A 13,984-nucleotide genomic window follows, 5' to 3' on the forward strand; every position below is an offset into this window, starting at 1 on the left:
AGCAGCATTCGAAGACGTTTTCCTCGATGGATACCGATGTCCAGGCTTTGTCGATATCCTGTTTCCGCCAACGATGCGTCGCTCGAAGACATCGACCGGATGAGCGGCGGGGTGTTCTGCAACGAGTTCGTCCCGTCAACGCGCTGCGACCACGTAGAAATCATCGCCGTAGAGCGCGACCCCTCTTCCGTCCGGGAGATGGCGGCGCTGCGGTTCACGACCGAGTCCAAATCCTTTGCGGACGCGCGCGTCGTCGAGCCTCCCGCGCCGCGGCGCCACTGCCCGCGTTCCCAGCTGACGGCGGAACGTGGTCGCGACCCGCCGCCCGGGTGAGAACTCCCCGTGCACAGGGCACGATCTCGGTGCCTCCGCGGGGTCTGCCCCGCTCCCGGCGTACTGCCCGCGTGACCGAAGTACGCGAGGTACGCGAGGTGGCGGGGGCTCGGACGGTGGCTTCTCGCCAACCTCTGCGAAGGGCCGGACGAGGAGCTGTCGACGTCGCGTCCCCGCAACCAACCTTGGCGGATTGGGCACGTTTCTTTCGGGGCCGCGTGCGCGCCTATGAGGAATGATGCGAGGCCGTCGGCGGTAGTATCGGAGATGGAATCGCATGACCCGTACCGCGGGGACATCCAGGCCGCGCTTGCAGAAATCGATGCGCTCACCCGGCAGGTTGATGCGCTCACCCGGCAGAATGAGCAGCTCGTCTCGCGATGGTGGCGCACCGTGGTGATTGCGGGCCCGGTGATTGCGCTGGCGGGCTGGCTGACGTCGGCCTGTATTGCCGAGCTGCGGCGCCCGATGTTGAGTCCCACCCGGAGCTCGGCGCGGCAGCTCCGCAGGGTAGCGCAGCTTTTCCGCGCGTCGAATCCTACCGCCTGCCCGTCAATGTTGGATCTGCAATGTGAGCGTCAATTCGAGCCGTCTACTCACATCGTCGACGAGTGGAAGAATCCCTTCCGAATCGAGTGCGTGGGTGACGAAATCTTTGTCAGGAGCGCGGGACCGGATAGGAAATGGGACACTGCCGACGACATTCGTGTTCCCGCTCCCGTGGGTGAGGATGTGATTCACGATGCGCTTTAACGGTCCTGTTCGCGAATGAAACGAAGGCTCTCGAGGTGATGGCCGCTCTTCCGAAGCGATTCGGCAGATACGGACTGACCCTGCATCCGGAAAGACCCGGTCGATCGAGTTTCGGTGTCCGCCAAAGTCACGAAGTCGTGGAAACGAGGACCGAAGCCGCCGACGTTCGACCTGCTCGGCGTCACCCATCATTGAGTCAGCAGGACATCGTCACCGGTCTGGTTCGGCCGCTTCATCGAGCGAGGCATTTCAGATTGGACATCTCAAGCGCGGCACCAAAGCTGGGTCCAGTTTTGTAGCCCCCTGTCTCCCGGTGCGGGAGCGACAACCCCACGCAGCTGATGTAGCCTGCCGGCGGTTAGCCAGAGCGCTGCCGTCTGTTGACCGCCCAAGTCGCGTTCCGCCGCGACAAAGAGAAACGGGAGAATCGGGTTGCCTCGAGTCGCCTAAAGGCGACCGTCTTTGGTTCATCGACGAAGTCATGGTCTGTCAGCCTGGGTGTTGGTTGGAGGAGGGGACCGAACATGCAATGCCCTTCGCACGAAGAATTCCTTGCATTGGCAGAAAGAAAGCTGGCGGCCGTGTCGCGGGCTTCCATCGAAACGCACATCGCCCAATGCGCCACATGTAACCGCATATGGGCCGTGCTTATTCAGGATCGCACCCCCAGGCAAGCACCAACATCACACGTGGTGTCGACAACGGATTTCCAGGCGCGGCGCGGGCGCCTACCCTCGGTCCAACCCGGCACGTATGTTGGCCGTTATCTGGTCGTTGGACGGATCGGCGAAGGAGGTATGGGCTGCGTTTACCAGGCCTACGATCCCAAGCTCAATCGCAACGTGGCCATCAAGCTCATTGGCGACCTGTCGCGCTTCGCCGCCGATCCGACCTTGCGACCGCGGCTCTTGCGGGAGGCGCAGGCGCTGGCGCAAGTGGTCCACCCGCATGTCGTCAGCGTCTTCGACGTTGGTGAGTTTCGCGAACACATGTTCTTTGCCATGGAGTTGATCGAGGGGACGACGTTGCGGGACGAGCTGGCTCGCGGTAGGCATGATCTGCGGACGATGCTGCAATGGCTCGACCAGGCGGGCCGCGGGCTCGCTGCAGCGCATCGCGCCGGTCTGGTGCATCGCGATTTCAAACCCGATAACGTGTTGATCGATCGCGAGAGGCGCGCAAAGGTCGTCGACTTCGGCCTGGCGCGTGCCGTCGATGCCCTCCGACATGATCCGGTTGCGACCGCGATGCTTGAGGAACATGCAACGATGTGGAATCGGCGCATCACGGAGACAGGCGCATTTCTCGGGACGCCCGCCTACATGGCGCCGGAGCAGTTTTCGGGCTCGCTCACCGACGCGCGCAGCGATCAATTCAGCTTTTCTATCGTCGCGTACGAAGCTCTGTTCGGGTCACATCCATTTTCGGGAAAAGATGGAAAGCTCTCGGTGGCGGCGCTGTGCAACGCGACGATCGAGGTGAAGGGCCCGCGGCGAGATCCCGGTTATGTGCGTGTGCTGAGCCGCGGCTTATCGCGCGATCCTGCGGATCGTTATCCATCGCTGCAGCACCTGCTGGACGACTTGGTCAATGTTCCGCGGCGGCGTCTGCGGCGCGCCGTTGCCATCGCAACGGTCGTGTGCGCCGCTGCAGCATGCTTCGGGGGCCGCGCCATCCAAGTGCACAGGGCACACCGCTGCGAAGCTGCTGCCGAGCAGGCCCTCGCCGGGATCTGGGATGCACCGCGACGGGGGAAGCTCGAGAATGTGCTCGCGGGCGACGGAAAGGCGTTCGGTCGCGATGTCTGGGAGAGGGTCGCGGCCGCGCTCGATGGCTACGGTGCCCAGTGGAAGCGCACGAGCACGGAGCTTTGTGGGCGCGCGGGGTGGTGGTGGTCCGACGGCGATGCGATGCACGCCCGCTCATCGATGTGCCTCGACGAGCGGCGCCGGCAGCTTCGTGCGGTGACCGACGTGCTCACGAACGGCGATCAGAACGTGCGCCTTCGTGCGCCCGACGTTCTCGTTCAACTCGACGCGCTATCGGCATGCACGAATCCGGCGGTGCTCGCGTCGACCTCGGTTCCCGCCCACCATCCGGGGAGCTCACGGAACGTCGACCGCATTCGTGACCTTCTCGCGCAGAGCCAGGCGCTCGACGAAGCACTCCAAGCTTCCCCCGCCAAGGAAGCGGCACGGCGAGCACTCGAGCTGGCGCGCGAAGAGCACGATCGAGCGCTTGCCGCCGAAGCGCTCTATCGTCTCAGCGTCGTGCAGGAAACCGACGACGAGTATGACGCGGCGGAGTCGAGCGTCGTTCAGGCACTCGCCGAGGCCGAATCGAGTGGTCACGAACGGTTGCTGCCGCGCATCTGGCTCCAGATGCTCACGATCGTGGGGCACGAGAAAGATCGTTACAGCGAGGTCGAGCGTCTGGTCCCGTTCATCGAGACCCATGTGCAGCGCTTCGATCCGCAAGGACCGACGCACGTCGAGCTCTTGTTCGTCCTTGGTGTCATCGAGGCCGATCGCGGCAACTACGAGCGCGCCATCGAACAGCTCCGCATGGTCTTGGATATGACGCGAACCGTATTCGCGGAGAATGATCTGCGCCGTATTCAGATCTACCAGCACCTCATCGACGTCGAACGAGCCGTAAGTCAATTCGACAAGGCGATCGCGCACGCGCGTTTGGCGTTGGCGGAGACCGAGGCACTGTTCGGCAAGGAGCATCCGCGGCTTGCGGGCACGCTATCCCTGTTGGCGCGTATGCTCACCGAACAAGGCGACCTCGCCGGTGCGCGAGCGGCACGAGAACATGCCTCGCGCATGGTCGAACAGGTATTTCCCTCCGAGAACACCTATCTGAGCAAATCACTCTTCGACCTGGGATATGCCTATTTGGAGGCCGCCGAGCCCGAGGCAGCCCTCTCGCTATTTCGTCGAGCGCATACCATTACCGTCGCGGAGAGCTGGAACGGAGCGTCCGAGCTTGCGGCTATGGCCCGTGCCGAGATGGAGCTGGGGCATCTCGAGACGGCGCGCGCGATGTGTGAGCAGGCTCTCGCAATCTTTACGAACGTGGTGGGGGCGAGCCATCCGGAATCGCTCAAGGTCGGCGCCCGGCTCGGGAAGATCTTGCGCGCGTTGCGGCGCGAGCGCGATGCGCTCCAGCTCTGTACTCAGCTCCTCCGTACCGCCGAGCAGGCGCCCGGACCACATGCCATGGTGGGTTGGGTACTTTTGTGCATCGGCGAGTCCTACGAGCAGCTCGGTCAGCTCCCCGAGGCGCTGGCGGCGCTCGAACGAGCCGAGAAGCTGCTCGAAGAGACAACCACGATGCTCCCCTTCGGCCGGGGCCCGGAGATCCGCTTCGCGCTTGCACGCGTGCTGTGGCGGGTCGGCGGCGATCGCGAGCGCGCCCGACGCCTGGCCAACGAAGCGCTCGACAGTTACCAGTACGAGCCCCCCCTTTATGCCAAGGACGGTATCGCCATTCGGACATGGCTATCGAAGCTCTCCGAGCCGCACCGCCAAATTCGCGGTCGATGAGCGCGACTCCCTCGGTCTTTCCATGCTCGATATGCGGCGAGCTCCGACGGGCATTTGCATGCGAGGCGCCACCCCATGCCAATCTCTGCGCGAGCCGCACCTCGGCGACTGCCGCCGGCTCGCTCGTCGTCCGAATCGAACCGTCCTCCTCAGACCTGCGCCGAGCCGCCGTCGACGAACACCTCGCTCCCCGTCATGAAGCTACTCTCGTCCGAAGCGAGAATCAGCGCCACGGCCGCGGTCTCGGCGGGATCGGCGAGCCGACCGAGCACCGTCTGCGCTTTGAGCGTATCGATCAGCGCGTCGCGCGTGTCATCCGTCGCCAGCCCCTCGAGGCCCGGCGTCACCGTCGGCCCCGGACAGAGGTCGCTTTGAAAACACTTTTCGAGCGGCGCGTCGCCGGTCGCACCGCGGGCGAGCAGGCGTGCTCCGACGTTCGGCGACATGCACTCGGGTTTCCTTGCACGCGTGATACCTGATCGGCTCGTCGGTGCCGACGTGAAGCTGGACGAAACACTCACGCGATGGTCATCGCGGAGGCCGCGAAGCTGCGGTGCCTCGCGCCATTTGGATACGGTGCTACACTTCGTCTCGTGAAGGTGCGCGCGTTGGTGTTGGTTCTCGCGGTGCTCACGATGGCGTGCGCGCGGGGCCATGTCTCCGCGCGGGCACCGGGATGGTACGTGCACAGCGTTCGCACGAGCCTTCCGCCCGATGTCGCGTACGCCTATGATTTGCGCTTCGTGGACGACGTCGCCCACTGGCGCGAGTGCGTTTCCGACTCAGCCTGCAGCGACCGAGAGAGGCAGCGGCCCGCTTCCGAGGTGCTCGGTGTGAAGCGCGTGGGGCGCGCCATCGTCAACGACAGCGCGGGACGCGACGAGATCGATGTCTTGCAATTGACCTTGCTCGCGCGAGCGCGAACCGGTGGAGCCCTGCGCGATCCGCGCGATCCCGGTCCGGTGAACCCACAAGCCACCACGCGCAGCGCCGGCGCCATCCATCCGTTCACGGATCCCTTGCCGGTCACCGCTCCGTAGCGCTGACCCCGGACGAGGTGACCGGGAGGTCTTGCTCGGCGATCGCACGTACGACATTGGTGCGAACGAGTACCTGATTGCCACCGCGGATCTGCCGGTCGCGGCCCGCGTGGCGAAGGCCAGCACCGGCTCGCCGCACCTCGCCATCACCTTGGACTTGGACCGCGCGCGCATGGCCGAGCTGCTGCTCGCGATGCCGGAGCCGCCGTCGTCCGCGGGCCCTTCGTCGGGGTTGGCCGTCGCCCGGCACACGGGCGATCTGCTCGAGGCCGTGGCCCGGTTGATGGCGCTGCTCGATCGGCCGAACGACATTGCGGTCATGGCGCCGCTGATCGAGCGGGAGATCCATTACCGATTGCTGCAGGGCGAATGGGGCGCGCTGCTCGCACAATTCTCCACGGCGGGGACGCACCTGTCGCAAATCGGTCGGGTGACCGATTGGATCAAATCGCATTACGCGGAGCCGATGAGTATCGACCATCTAGCCAAACGCGTGGGCATGAGCCCGGCCTCGTTTCATCGGCATTTCAAAATCGTGACCACGATGTCGCCCTTGCAGTACCGATCGCGGATTCGGTTGGAGGAGGCGCGGCGGCGGCTGCTCGTGGAGGGACGGGACGCGGGCGCCATCGGATTCGAGGTGGGCTACGAGAGCTCGTCGCAATTCAGCCGCGAATACCGGAAGATGTTCGGCGTGCCGCCGGCGACGGACGCGGCGCGTCGGCGCCTCGTCCTGCACCATGGCCGAGGCAGCTCATCGCCGAGTCACCACGCTCGGCGCCGTAGCGGCGCATACCAAAGCTGATACGACATCGTCACGAATCGTCATTGGAGAACGTACTAGGCTGCGCCGCCTTCCGGTATGCCATGATCGTCCATCGATTCTTGCGCGAGCCTCTCGTTCATTTCGCCCTCATCGGTGCTGCCCTTTTTGCCACGGAGAGGCGCTGGCGGCCCGCGGAGCGCGCCGCCGTCGAGCAGAGCCGAACGATGCCGGCGCGCATCGAGGCCACCGATGACGTGCGGCGAGGGCTCACCGAGGAGCACATTCGCACGCACGGCCGCCCGCCCACACCGTCGGAGACGAATGCGCTCGTTGCGGCGTGGATCGACGACGAGGTGCTCTTTCGCGAAGGGCTCGTGCGCGGCTTGGACAAAGACGATCCCCGCGTGCACCAGCGCGTCGTGGAAAAAATGTCATTTGTGCTGGAGCAAGGAATTACCCCTGCGGCGCCGACCGAAGAGGAGCTCTCCGCCTGGTTCAATGCGCATTCCAGCAAATGGGCGCAGCCGGAGCTCGTCGATTTCACGCAGGTGTTCGTCCAAGGCGACGGCGCCCCGGCGCAGGAACGCGCGCGCGGGATGCTCGCGGAGCTGGAGAAGGGCGCCAATCCCGCGGGCTTGGGGGATACCTTTTCCGGAGGGCGGCGCTATCGGCGGCGCAAAATTGCAGATTTGGGCGAGAGCTTCGGGCCGGACTTTTCGGCGGGCCTCGCGGAGCAGAAGGAGGGCAGGTGGGCGCTGCGTCGATCGCGTTTCGGGTTTCACCTCGTTCGCGTGGACCGACGCACGCCGGCGGAGAGACCGTCGCTATCGCAGGTGCGGGAGGAGGTCGCGTTGGACTTTCAGCAGGCCCATCGCGCCGAGAAAATGAACCGTGCCATCGCCGAGCTTCGAAAGCGATGGCCGGTCGAAAAAGCACCGTGATGTGCCGGTGGCGCCTTCTCGCCGTGGCCACATGGGCCACGACGCCGGCGCTCGCCCGCGCTCACGACTTCAATCCGGGGGTGCTCGCGCTGACCGAAATCGGCAATGGACGTTTCGACGTCGCCTGGACGGAGCCCATCGACAGCCGCGGCAGCACCGGGGAGGTCCGCGTCGTCTACCCTCCGCATTGCCAGCTCTCGGGGCGGCAACTCGAATGCGGCGCGAAAGGCCTGCGGGGCGAAATCGCATTCGCGGGCGCGCTGCGGCGCACGCAAATCGCCGTCAGCGTGCGTTATCGCGATGGCGATGCCCTCGATACCATCGTGACCGGCGCCGATCCCCGCGTGCGCTTCGACAAGGCGTCGCGCTCCGAAACGGTCGGACGATGGATTCGGGTGGGGGCCGAGCACGTCGTCACCGGGCTCGATCATGTGGCCTTCGTCGTCGGGCTCTTTCTGGTCACGGGCATCCGGCGGCGACGCCTCGTCGCGACCATCACGGCCTTTACGCTCGCGCATTCGCTCACGCTGGCCCCGGCGGCGCTGCACATCGTCGAGCTTCCGCGCGCGCCGGTGGAAGCCACCATCGCGGCGAGCGTGATGCTCGTGGCCCGGGAGTCCATGCACCGCGAACAGACGCTGACACGAATGCATCCTTGGCTCGTCGCCTTTGCGTTCGGGCTGATTCACGGCCTCGGCTTCGCGGGGGCGCTGGGCGAATTGGAATTGCCGCGCGGAGCTCTTGGCTTGGCACTCCTGTCGTTCAACGTCGGCGTGGAGCTCGCGCAGCTCGCCATCGTCGGCTCACTTTTCGCCGTCGCGAACGTCGTGCGAGCCCTCCTCGAGCGCGGTGCAAGCATACCGATCGCGCCGGCGGCGAGGAGCATGGCACTCGTCCTCGGCGCCTTCGGGGCCTATTGGTTCATCGATCGCGTCTACTTCGTTTTGAATCGATAGAGCGAGCTCCACCTCGTGGCCGCTCAACGATTCGTGAAGAACAATCAAATTGTGGAGCCGTGCGGCTTGTCGCTACGTTCGGCACCATGAAATTTCGCATGCTCGCCCTCGGGGGTTTCGCGCTCATGCTCACGGCTTCGACGCCCCTTCGCGCCGACGATCGCGCCACCGCCGTGACGCCTTCGCTCGTTGGGACTTGGACGCTCAGCGCCGCCGACGACCTGCGCGCGGACGGCACGCGCGTTCCCGCGTATGGTACGGGCCCCAAGGGGATCCTCTTCCTCGGGGCCGACGGTCGCTATTCGGTCCAGATCTACCGCGCCACACGCCCTCGCTTCGCGTCCGGCGACAAGCGTCGCGGCACCGCCGACGAATACCGCGACGCCACGATCGGTGTGAGCGCCCACTTCGGCCGCTACGCCGTCGATCCCGTTGCGAAGACCATCACCTTTCGCATCGAATGCGCTTCCTTTCCCAACTGGGACGGCGCCGAGCAGAAACGGCCCTACACCGTCGACGGGGATGAGCTCAGTTGGCGCGTCCCCGCCACGCCCGACGGGACCATCCCGATCTCCGTGTGGCGCCGCGCACGTTAGCGGTCTCGCATCGCACCTATCGCATCGCGCGCCCGCGGCGCCGGCACGCTCTGCGCGAGCACCTCGCCCACGATCCGTCGCAGGCGCTCGAACCCTGTCGTCCGCGCCTGTGTCAACGGCCACCGAAAACTGACCCATCTCGGCCATCAAAAACTGACCCACCCCGCCGCGATGGGGGGCACTCACCGCGTGAGCGCCGGCACCTCCTGGGTCGCTTTGGGTTTGCTCTCGTCAGATCTTGAATCTGTCTTTTTGGTGGCCGCGGCCGGGACACGGTCTCCCGGACCGCGAGTGACGAGGACCTCCGCATGCTGGGCCAGACGGTCCAGGAGTGCGGCCGTCAGCTTGTCGTCGACGAAGACCCGGTTCCATTCACTAAAAGCCAGATTCGATGTGATCACCGTTGCGCACCGTTCGTGCCGGGTGGACAAGACGTCGAAGAGCAGCTCTCCGCCGGCTTTTTCAAACGGTACAAAGCCAAGTTCGTCCACCACCAAGAGTGAAACCCTTCGCAGTCGCTCTTGCAGGCGAGAAAGAGCCCGTGCATCCCGGGCCTCGGTCAGTGCCCGGACCAAGTCGGAGGCGCGGTAAAAGAGCACGTGGTGACCGCGCTTGATGGCCTCGATGGCGAGCGCGATGGCCAAGTGCGTTTTTCCGGTGCCCACGGGGCCCAAGATCACGATGTTGCGCGCCGTCGGAATCCAGGCACCACGAGCCAAGTCTTCGACGCGGGCGCGTTCGAGACCGTGTGGCCTCCGCCAATCGAATTGCGACATCGTTTTTTGTACGGGCAGACGAGCCGCTCGCATGCGGCGCCCAATCGCGTGCTCGGCGCGGACCGCGAGCTCGGCGTCGAGCAACGCCCGCAAGTACTGCAACGGTGACCAGCCTTCGGCCAGCGATTGACGTCCCAGCGTTTCGCACTCTCGTGCGACGGTCGGTAGCTTGAGTACGCGCGTATGGGCGCGTACGGCGGCCAAGAGCACGTCGTCGGTGCTCATGCCGACGCCCTCTCGAGAAGCACGTCGTAGCGCGATAGGTCGGGCGTCTCGACCGCGTATTCCGATAATGCCAGCGGGACAGCGGCGAGGGTTTCGGTGCGCCTTGTGCGTTGCAGAAAGGGCACCAGCGTACCGCACGCAAGGGCGGTGATGATGGCTTGCTTGACCCGACCGACTCCCTCGCGGTCAGCGCGCTCCAACCACGGAGCCAGTCTTCGTGCAGCTTCGATCAGGTCGGGCGAATACCGATTGCAAAGCGTCTCCCAGAGCTCGGGCCATGGTGAGCCGAATTGTACCACCAACTCGTGAGCGACCTGGCGCAGAGCTTGTGGCTTGCGCGATAGTGGCAGTAGCAAATGCCGATAGTCGATACTTCGGCCACCGAAGGCGACGCGAGGATGGCAGATGGTCTCGTCGCCTTTGGCAAAGGTGACGGTGTCGATGCCCAGGAACAGGTCGACCATCTGACCGCACCACCGACTGGGCACCGAGTAGTGAGCGCCCGCGACGAGGTAGCTGGCGTGGTGGCGAAGCTGCACGGTGCGTACCTGGCGGCCGTCAAAAGGCGCTGGGAGAGGCCGCAGCGCGCTGCGCTCACGGGCCCAGGCCTCGACGTACATCGGATTGCGTGAATGCTGGGCATCGAGGCGTGCTTGCAAAGCCGAGGTCATGGCCGCAAGTGATTTACCGCGCGGAATGGGCACCAAATGCTGGCGACGTATGTGTCCTCCGCGGCGCTCGACTCCTCCCTTGTCGTGGCCTTCGCCGGGGCGGCAAAAACGCGGCTCGAAGGCGTAGTGGGCGCAAAGCGCGGCGAATCGGGGCCGAAGCAGCCGTGGCGCCCCGACGAGGATCTTGGCCACGGCCGCGCTCAAGTTGTCATAGGCCACGGCGGCCACCACCCCCGCGAAGTAGGTAAACGCCGCAACGTGAGCCGCTAAGAACCAAGTGGCGTCTTGTTGCGCGCAGAGCATGGCGAAGTCGCGCCCTGAGTGCATCAAGCGCATCACGAACATCCACGCCTTCTGGCGAATCCCCGAGGGCTCGACCCACACTTCGAAAAAATCCACCTGTGCGAGCTCGCCGGGCGTGTACACCAGAGGAACAGTCACCTCACGCTCACCGCTCCGGAATTCGGCCACCAATCGCCGCACGGTGCGCTCGCTCGCCGTGTGCCCGTTTTCACGCAATAGCTCCCACAGCCGCTTGGCCGTCAGCCGCTGTTTGCCCGCCGTAAAGGATCGGCGCGCTCGCCAGATAGCCGCGGCCGCCGTGGCCACCTCGTCGCGCACCGGGCTTGGTCGGACCTGTTTTTCTGGCCTTGGAACCGGAATCTTGTTGGCCCTCACGTATCGCCGAATCGTGTTTCGCGACAATCCGAGCTCCCGCGCCACTTCTCGAATCGGAACCCCTTCGCTCGCCACCTTGTGTCGAATCACTGCCACCACGTCCATCGGCACCATCCCCGGACGACGACTCCATCGCCCGCTCGCCTGTCCACCCCTTTCAGGGGTGGGTCAATTTTCCCTGGCCGAAACTGCTCCCCCCCGCGCTCCGCCGGGTGGGTCAATTTCTGGTGGCCGTCGTGGGTCAATTTAACGTGGCCGCGTACAGCCTGCGTCCGGCCGTGCAAGGTCACCGGGAACGTCCCCAATCGCGGCAGCCCGAACAGCCTCTTGCTTGCCACGAGCTCCGGCGGCAAACCAATCGGCGCCCGCAACGTCACGCCGAGACCTGCGCGCGCCGCCGCCCATAGCCCGCTCGGGCTCGGGCTGACCGCGGCCAGCCGCCATGCCACGCCGGCGGCATCGAGCGCATCGATCGCCGCTTTGCGAAATGCGCACTGCGGGCCGAGGAGCACCAGCGGCAGCGGCTCGCCCTTTCGCCGCACGAAGTCTCGCCCCGCGATCCACGCCAGCTCCACCTCTGCGAGCGTCTGCGCCGTCGCACGCTCGGCATGCCCGATCGCGATCGCCAAATCGAGCTGCCCCTTGCCGACGGCGTCGGCGAGCACGGCGCTTCCCTCGATGCGCACCTCCAACTGGGCCCGCGGATACAGCTCACCAAAGCGCGCCAATGCCGCGGGCAACACCGCGTCCGCGAAGTCCTGGCAGCATCCGAGGCCGATGCTCCCCGCCGTCGCCGTACCTCCGACGGCATCGAGGAGCTCGTCGTTCAACTCGAGCATGCGCCGCGCATAACGCAGTACGAGCTCGCCGGCTTCGGTCAGCGCCAAGCCGCGTCCGCGCTTGCGAAACAGCGTCACCCCCATGTCGGCTTGGAGCCGCTTCATCTGCAAGCTGATCGCCGACGGCGTCCTCCCCAATTGCGCCGCCGCCTGTCCGTATCCACCGAGCGCATCCGCGGTGACCAGCGTACGCAACGTATCGAGATCGAGGGTCACGCGCGGATTCGGGTGCGCGAGCCGATCGCGGGCAGCATGGTTCATAGCGCGGTTTGACTACGAAGCGCGCGCCGGCAAAAGACCGATCGCTGCATGGCCCGCGCCTTTCGCAGCATTTCTATCGCCGTGCCGCTTCGGTGCCGCGCGATACACCGCAAAAATTTCAAACTGTGCGCGACAAACTCCGCGGACGCGGTGACAGCCAGCCCCCGCTCGACAAAATCATGGGCGGCAACGTCACCCGCCTCTTTTTTGAGGTGTGCGGGTGACCTTTCTCATGGCGCGATGAGCGCTTCGAGCGACTTCCAGAGCTCGGGCGACGCACCTCCAAGCCAGGAGCGGTCCACCTTGATGCACTCTTGAGAAATCGTGACTCCGTTTTCTCGCAAGAAGCCCGCCTTGACGAGCTCCACGTTGTCGTTCTCCTCCGGCGCCTTGCGGGCTGCGTCACGAACGTCCGTTCACACCGATGCACCCGGCGCGGCGCGCCCGTCGAAGTCGGCGGTTTCTCGTCGGGAGACCTCCTCCCGCACGAGGGTGAAAGAAATAAGTCAGCGTCTTTGTCGAAGTTGGGCTGCCTCGTTCGTCGTCCCGCCAAGAGGTGCAGTCATGAGAAAGCTAATCTTGAAGATGTCGATCTCCCTTGACGGTTTCGTCGCAGGGCCGAATGGCGAAACGGACTGGATGATTCGGAGCATGAGCGACGAGGGAAAGGCTTGGATCGTGGAAGCATTGGGGAACGTGGGGCTTCTCGCGGTGGGCAGCCGCACCTTTCAAGCCATGGCGACGTACTGGCCAAGGTCCACCGACGTGCTGGCGCCTCCCATGAACCAGATCCCCAAGGCGGTCTTTTCGAGAACGGGGACGAACATCGAGGTAGCGACGACACGCGCTCTCGAGGACGCTCGGGCTCGGGCCCTGCCCGAGTCGAAGCCGGATCCGCAGGCGCTCGAGGGCTGGAGGAGCGCGCGAATCGTCACCGGGGATCTGTTCGACGCGATCACGCGTCTCAAGCAAGAGCCCGGGAAGGACATCGTCGCGTTCGGGGGGGTGGAGCTCGCGCAAAACCTCGCGAGCCTCGGCGTCATCGACGAGTACCGACTGGTGGTTCACCCGGTGGCCGTGGGAAAGGGCCTTCCGCTCTTTTCGCGTCTGACGGCCCCCGTGGATCTCGAGCTCGTCGAGCTCAAGGCCTTCAAAACCGGCACCGTCGCACACGTCTACAGGGCTCGCCCCACCAGCCGGGCCGCATGAGCGCTCGTCGGGGTCATTCGTTCGGGGCAACCATCAAGAAGACCGAATGGCATCGGAGAGGTCGATGGCATGGTCGACATGACGAAGATCGAGCTGCTCTCCCTCGCGACGCGGGTCGTAATCGAACTGCCGAACCGCGTACTCGATCACGCGTCGCACGATGCGGTTGGTGATCACGATTTGCTCGGTCAGCGCAGTGACCCCATTTCCCATCGGGGTTTTGGTGTGATGGTAGCCGAGCGAGCAGGTGATCGTTGGTCCGGCAGGGCCGTCTGGCCACACCACCAACGAAATCCAACCGTCGTTGCCGGTGGCCCGCCAACGGTACTTCACGTCGTGCACGACGATGTTTCGTGCGCCCTTCGTCGACTTTGCCATCCTCGCACCGA

16 protein-coding genes are annotated in these 13,984 nt (G+C 65.0%); 10 read left to right on the top strand and 6 right to left on the bottom strand.

What is annotated here, in order from left to right; genetic code table 11:
* The first annotated feature begins 36 nt into the window (after positions 1-36).
* The 3 genes from LZC94_13955 (at position 37) to LZC94_13965 (ending at position 4,637) form a co-directional block, all read left to right on the top strand.
* Positions 37-333, top strand: a complete 297-nt coding sequence (locus tag LZC94_13955; GenBank protein WXB18340.1) for a hypothetical protein — start codon at positions 37-39, stop codon at positions 331-333.
* Positions 334-600: 267 nt separating this feature from the next.
* Positions 601-1,086, top strand: a complete 486-nt coding sequence (locus LZC94_13960; GenBank protein ID WXB18341.1) for a hypothetical protein — start codon at positions 601-603, stop codon at positions 1,084-1,086.
* Positions 1,087-1,883: 797 nt separating this feature from the next.
* Complete coding sequence (locus LZC94_13965; protein ID WXB18342.1) at positions 1,884-4,637, top strand: tetratricopeptide repeat protein; 2,754 nt, start codon at positions 1,884-1,886, stop codon at positions 4,635-4,637.
* Between the two features lie 149 nt (positions 4,638-4,786).
* On the opposite strand, the gene LZC94_13970 is transcribed toward LZC94_13965, so the two are convergent.
* Positions 4,787-5,083: an SDR family oxidoreductase gene (locus tag LZC94_13970; protein ID WXB18343.1), complete on the bottom strand. Its 297-nt coding sequence runs from the start codon at positions 5,081-5,083 to the stop codon at positions 4,787-4,789.
* A 78-nt stretch (positions 5,084-5,161) separates the two neighbouring features.
* Here LZC94_13970 and LZC94_13975 point away from each other — a divergent pair, with 78 nt between their 5' ends.
* The 5 genes from LZC94_13975 to LZC94_13995 all read left to right on the top strand — a co-directional run bounded on the left by LZC94_13975 (position 5,162) and on the right by LZC94_13995 (position 8,936).
* On the top strand, positions 5,162-5,677 hold the full coding sequence (locus LZC94_13975; protein ID WXB18344.1) for a hypothetical protein: 516 nt from the start codon (positions 5,162-5,164) through the stop codon (positions 5,675-5,677).
* A 31-nt stretch (positions 5,678-5,708) separates the two neighbouring features.
* A complete protein-coding gene (locus LZC94_13980) occupies positions 5,709-6,482 on the top strand; it encodes an AraC family transcriptional regulator (protein WXB18345.1) in 774 nt (257 codons plus the stop codon).
* Between the two features lie 62 nt (positions 6,483-6,544).
* Positions 6,545-7,384, top strand: a complete 840-nt coding sequence (locus tag LZC94_13985; protein WXB18346.1) for a peptidyl-prolyl cis-trans isomerase — start codon at positions 6,545-6,547, stop codon at positions 7,382-7,384.
* Positions 7,360-8,340 carry a HupE/UreJ family protein gene (locus LZC94_13990; protein WXB18347.1) on the top strand — a complete coding sequence of 327 codons (981 nt, stop codon included), beginning with the start codon at positions 7,360-7,362 and terminating at the stop codon, positions 8,338-8,340. The genes LZC94_13985 and LZC94_13990 overlap by 25 nt, the downstream gene beginning before the upstream one ends.
* A gap of 86 nt (positions 8,341-8,426) precedes the next feature.
* Positions 8,427-8,936, top strand: coding sequence for a lipocalin-like domain-containing protein (locus tag LZC94_13995; GenBank protein ID WXB18348.1), 510 nt, complete (start codon positions 8,427-8,429; stop codon positions 8,934-8,936).
* A gap of 182 nt (positions 8,937-9,118) precedes the next feature.
* Here LZC94_13995 and istB read toward each other — a convergent pair whose 3' ends face one another.
* From istB to LZC94_14010, 3 genes are read right to left on the bottom strand one after another with little or no spacing between them, the layout of a single operon-like run.
* Positions 9,119-9,937 (bottom strand): IS21-like element helper ATPase IstB, encoded by an 819-nt coding sequence (istB, locus tag LZC94_14000; GenBank protein ID WXB18349.1) that lies wholly within the window; start codon positions 9,935-9,937, stop codon positions 9,119-9,121.
* Positions 9,934-11,400 (bottom strand): IS21 family transposase, encoded by a 1,467-nt coding sequence (gene istA, locus LZC94_14005; protein WXB18350.1) that lies wholly within the window; start codon positions 11,398-11,400, stop codon positions 9,934-9,936. The genes istB and istA overlap by 4 nt, the downstream gene beginning before the upstream one ends.
* Complete coding sequence (locus tag LZC94_14010) at positions 11,373-12,386, bottom strand: LysR substrate-binding domain-containing protein (GenBank protein WXB18351.1); 1,014 nt, start codon at positions 12,384-12,386, stop codon at positions 11,373-11,375. Before LZC94_14010 ends, istA begins: the two co-directional genes overlap by 28 nt.
* Before the next feature lie 8 nt (positions 12,387-12,394).
* On the opposite strand from LZC94_14010, the gene LZC94_14015 reads away from it, so the two are divergent.
* Positions 12,395-12,610 (top strand): hypothetical protein, encoded by a 216-nt coding sequence (locus LZC94_14015; protein WXB18352.1) that lies wholly within the window; start codon positions 12,395-12,397, stop codon positions 12,608-12,610.
* Positions 12,611-12,616: 6 nt separating this feature from the next.
* Here the strand turns inward: LZC94_14015 and LZC94_14020 are convergent, their stop codons facing one another.
* Complete coding sequence (locus LZC94_14020; protein ID WXB18353.1) at positions 12,617-12,754, bottom strand: hypothetical protein; 138 nt, start codon at positions 12,752-12,754, stop codon at positions 12,617-12,619.
* Positions 12,755-12,950: 196 nt separating this feature from the next.
* Between LZC94_14020 and LZC94_14025 the strand changes: the two genes are divergently transcribed.
* Positions 12,951-13,595 (top strand): dihydrofolate reductase family protein, encoded by a 645-nt coding sequence (locus tag LZC94_14025; GenBank protein WXB18354.1) that lies wholly within the window; start codon positions 12,951-12,953, stop codon positions 13,593-13,595.
* A gap of 33 nt (positions 13,596-13,628) precedes the next feature.
* Here the strand turns inward: LZC94_14025 and LZC94_14030 are convergent, their stop codons facing one another.
* Positions 13,629-13,973 carry a hypothetical protein gene (locus LZC94_14030; GenBank protein ID WXB18355.1) on the bottom strand — a complete coding sequence of 115 codons (345 nt, stop codon included), beginning with the start codon at positions 13,971-13,973 and terminating at the stop codon, positions 13,629-13,631.
* Positions 13,974-13,984 lie beyond the last annotated feature (11 nt).

It is taken from the genome of Sorangiineae bacterium MSr11954 (genome assembly GCA_037157815.1).
Classification (GTDB): domain Bacteria; phylum Myxococcota_A; class Polyangia; order Polyangiales; family Polyangiaceae; genus Pendulispora; species Pendulispora albinea.

What these genes read in the sequence shown, in the direction of transcription:
- LZC94_13955 (WXB18340.1), top strand. Translation starts at nt 37, where the DNA reads ATGTCCAGGCTTTGTCGATATCCTGTTTCCGCCAACGATGCGTCGCTC.
- LZC94_13960 (WXB18341.1), top strand. Translation starts at nt 601, where the DNA reads ATGGAATCGCATGACCCGTACCGCGGGGACATCCAGGCCGCGCTTGCA.
- LZC94_13965 (WXB18342.1), top strand. Translation starts at nt 1,884, where the DNA reads ATGGGCTGCGTTTACCAGGCCTACGATCCCAAGCTCAATCGCAACGTG.
- LZC94_13970 (WXB18343.1), bottom strand. Translation starts at nt 5,083, where the DNA reads ATGTCGCCGAACGTCGGAGCACGCCTGCTCGCCCGCGGTGCGACCGGC.
- LZC94_13975 (WXB18344.1), top strand. Translation starts at nt 5,162, where the DNA reads ATGGTCATCGCGGAGGCCGCGAAGCTGCGGTGCCTCGCGCCATTTGGA.
- LZC94_13985 (WXB18346.1), top strand. Translation starts at nt 6,545, where the DNA reads ATGATCGTCCATCGATTCTTGCGCGAGCCTCTCGTTCATTTCGCCCTC.
- LZC94_13990 (WXB18347.1), top strand. Translation starts at nt 7,360, where the DNA reads ATGGCCGGTCGAAAAAGCACCGTGATGTGCCGGTGGCGCCTTCTCGCC.
- LZC94_13995 (WXB18348.1), top strand. Translation starts at nt 8,427, where the DNA reads ATGAAATTTCGCATGCTCGCCCTCGGGGGTTTCGCGCTCATGCTCACG.
- istB (WXB18349.1), bottom strand. Translation starts at nt 9,937, where the DNA reads ATGAGCACCGACGACGTGCTCTTGGCCGCCGTACGCGCCCATACGCGC.
- istA (WXB18350.1), bottom strand. Translation starts at nt 11,400, where the DNA reads ATGGTGCCGATGGACGTGGTGGCAGTGATTCGACACAAGGTGGCGAGC.
- LZC94_14010 (WXB18351.1), bottom strand. Translation starts at nt 12,386, where the DNA reads ATGAACCATGCTGCCCGCGATCGGCTCGCGCACCCGAATCCGCGCGTG.
- LZC94_14025 (WXB18354.1), top strand. Translation starts at nt 12,951, where the DNA reads ATGAGAAAGCTAATCTTGAAGATGTCGATCTCCCTTGACGGTTTCGTC.
- LZC94_14030 (WXB18355.1), bottom strand. Translation starts at nt 13,973, where the DNA reads ATGGCAAAGTCGACGAAGGGCGCACGAAACATCGTCGTGCACGACGTG.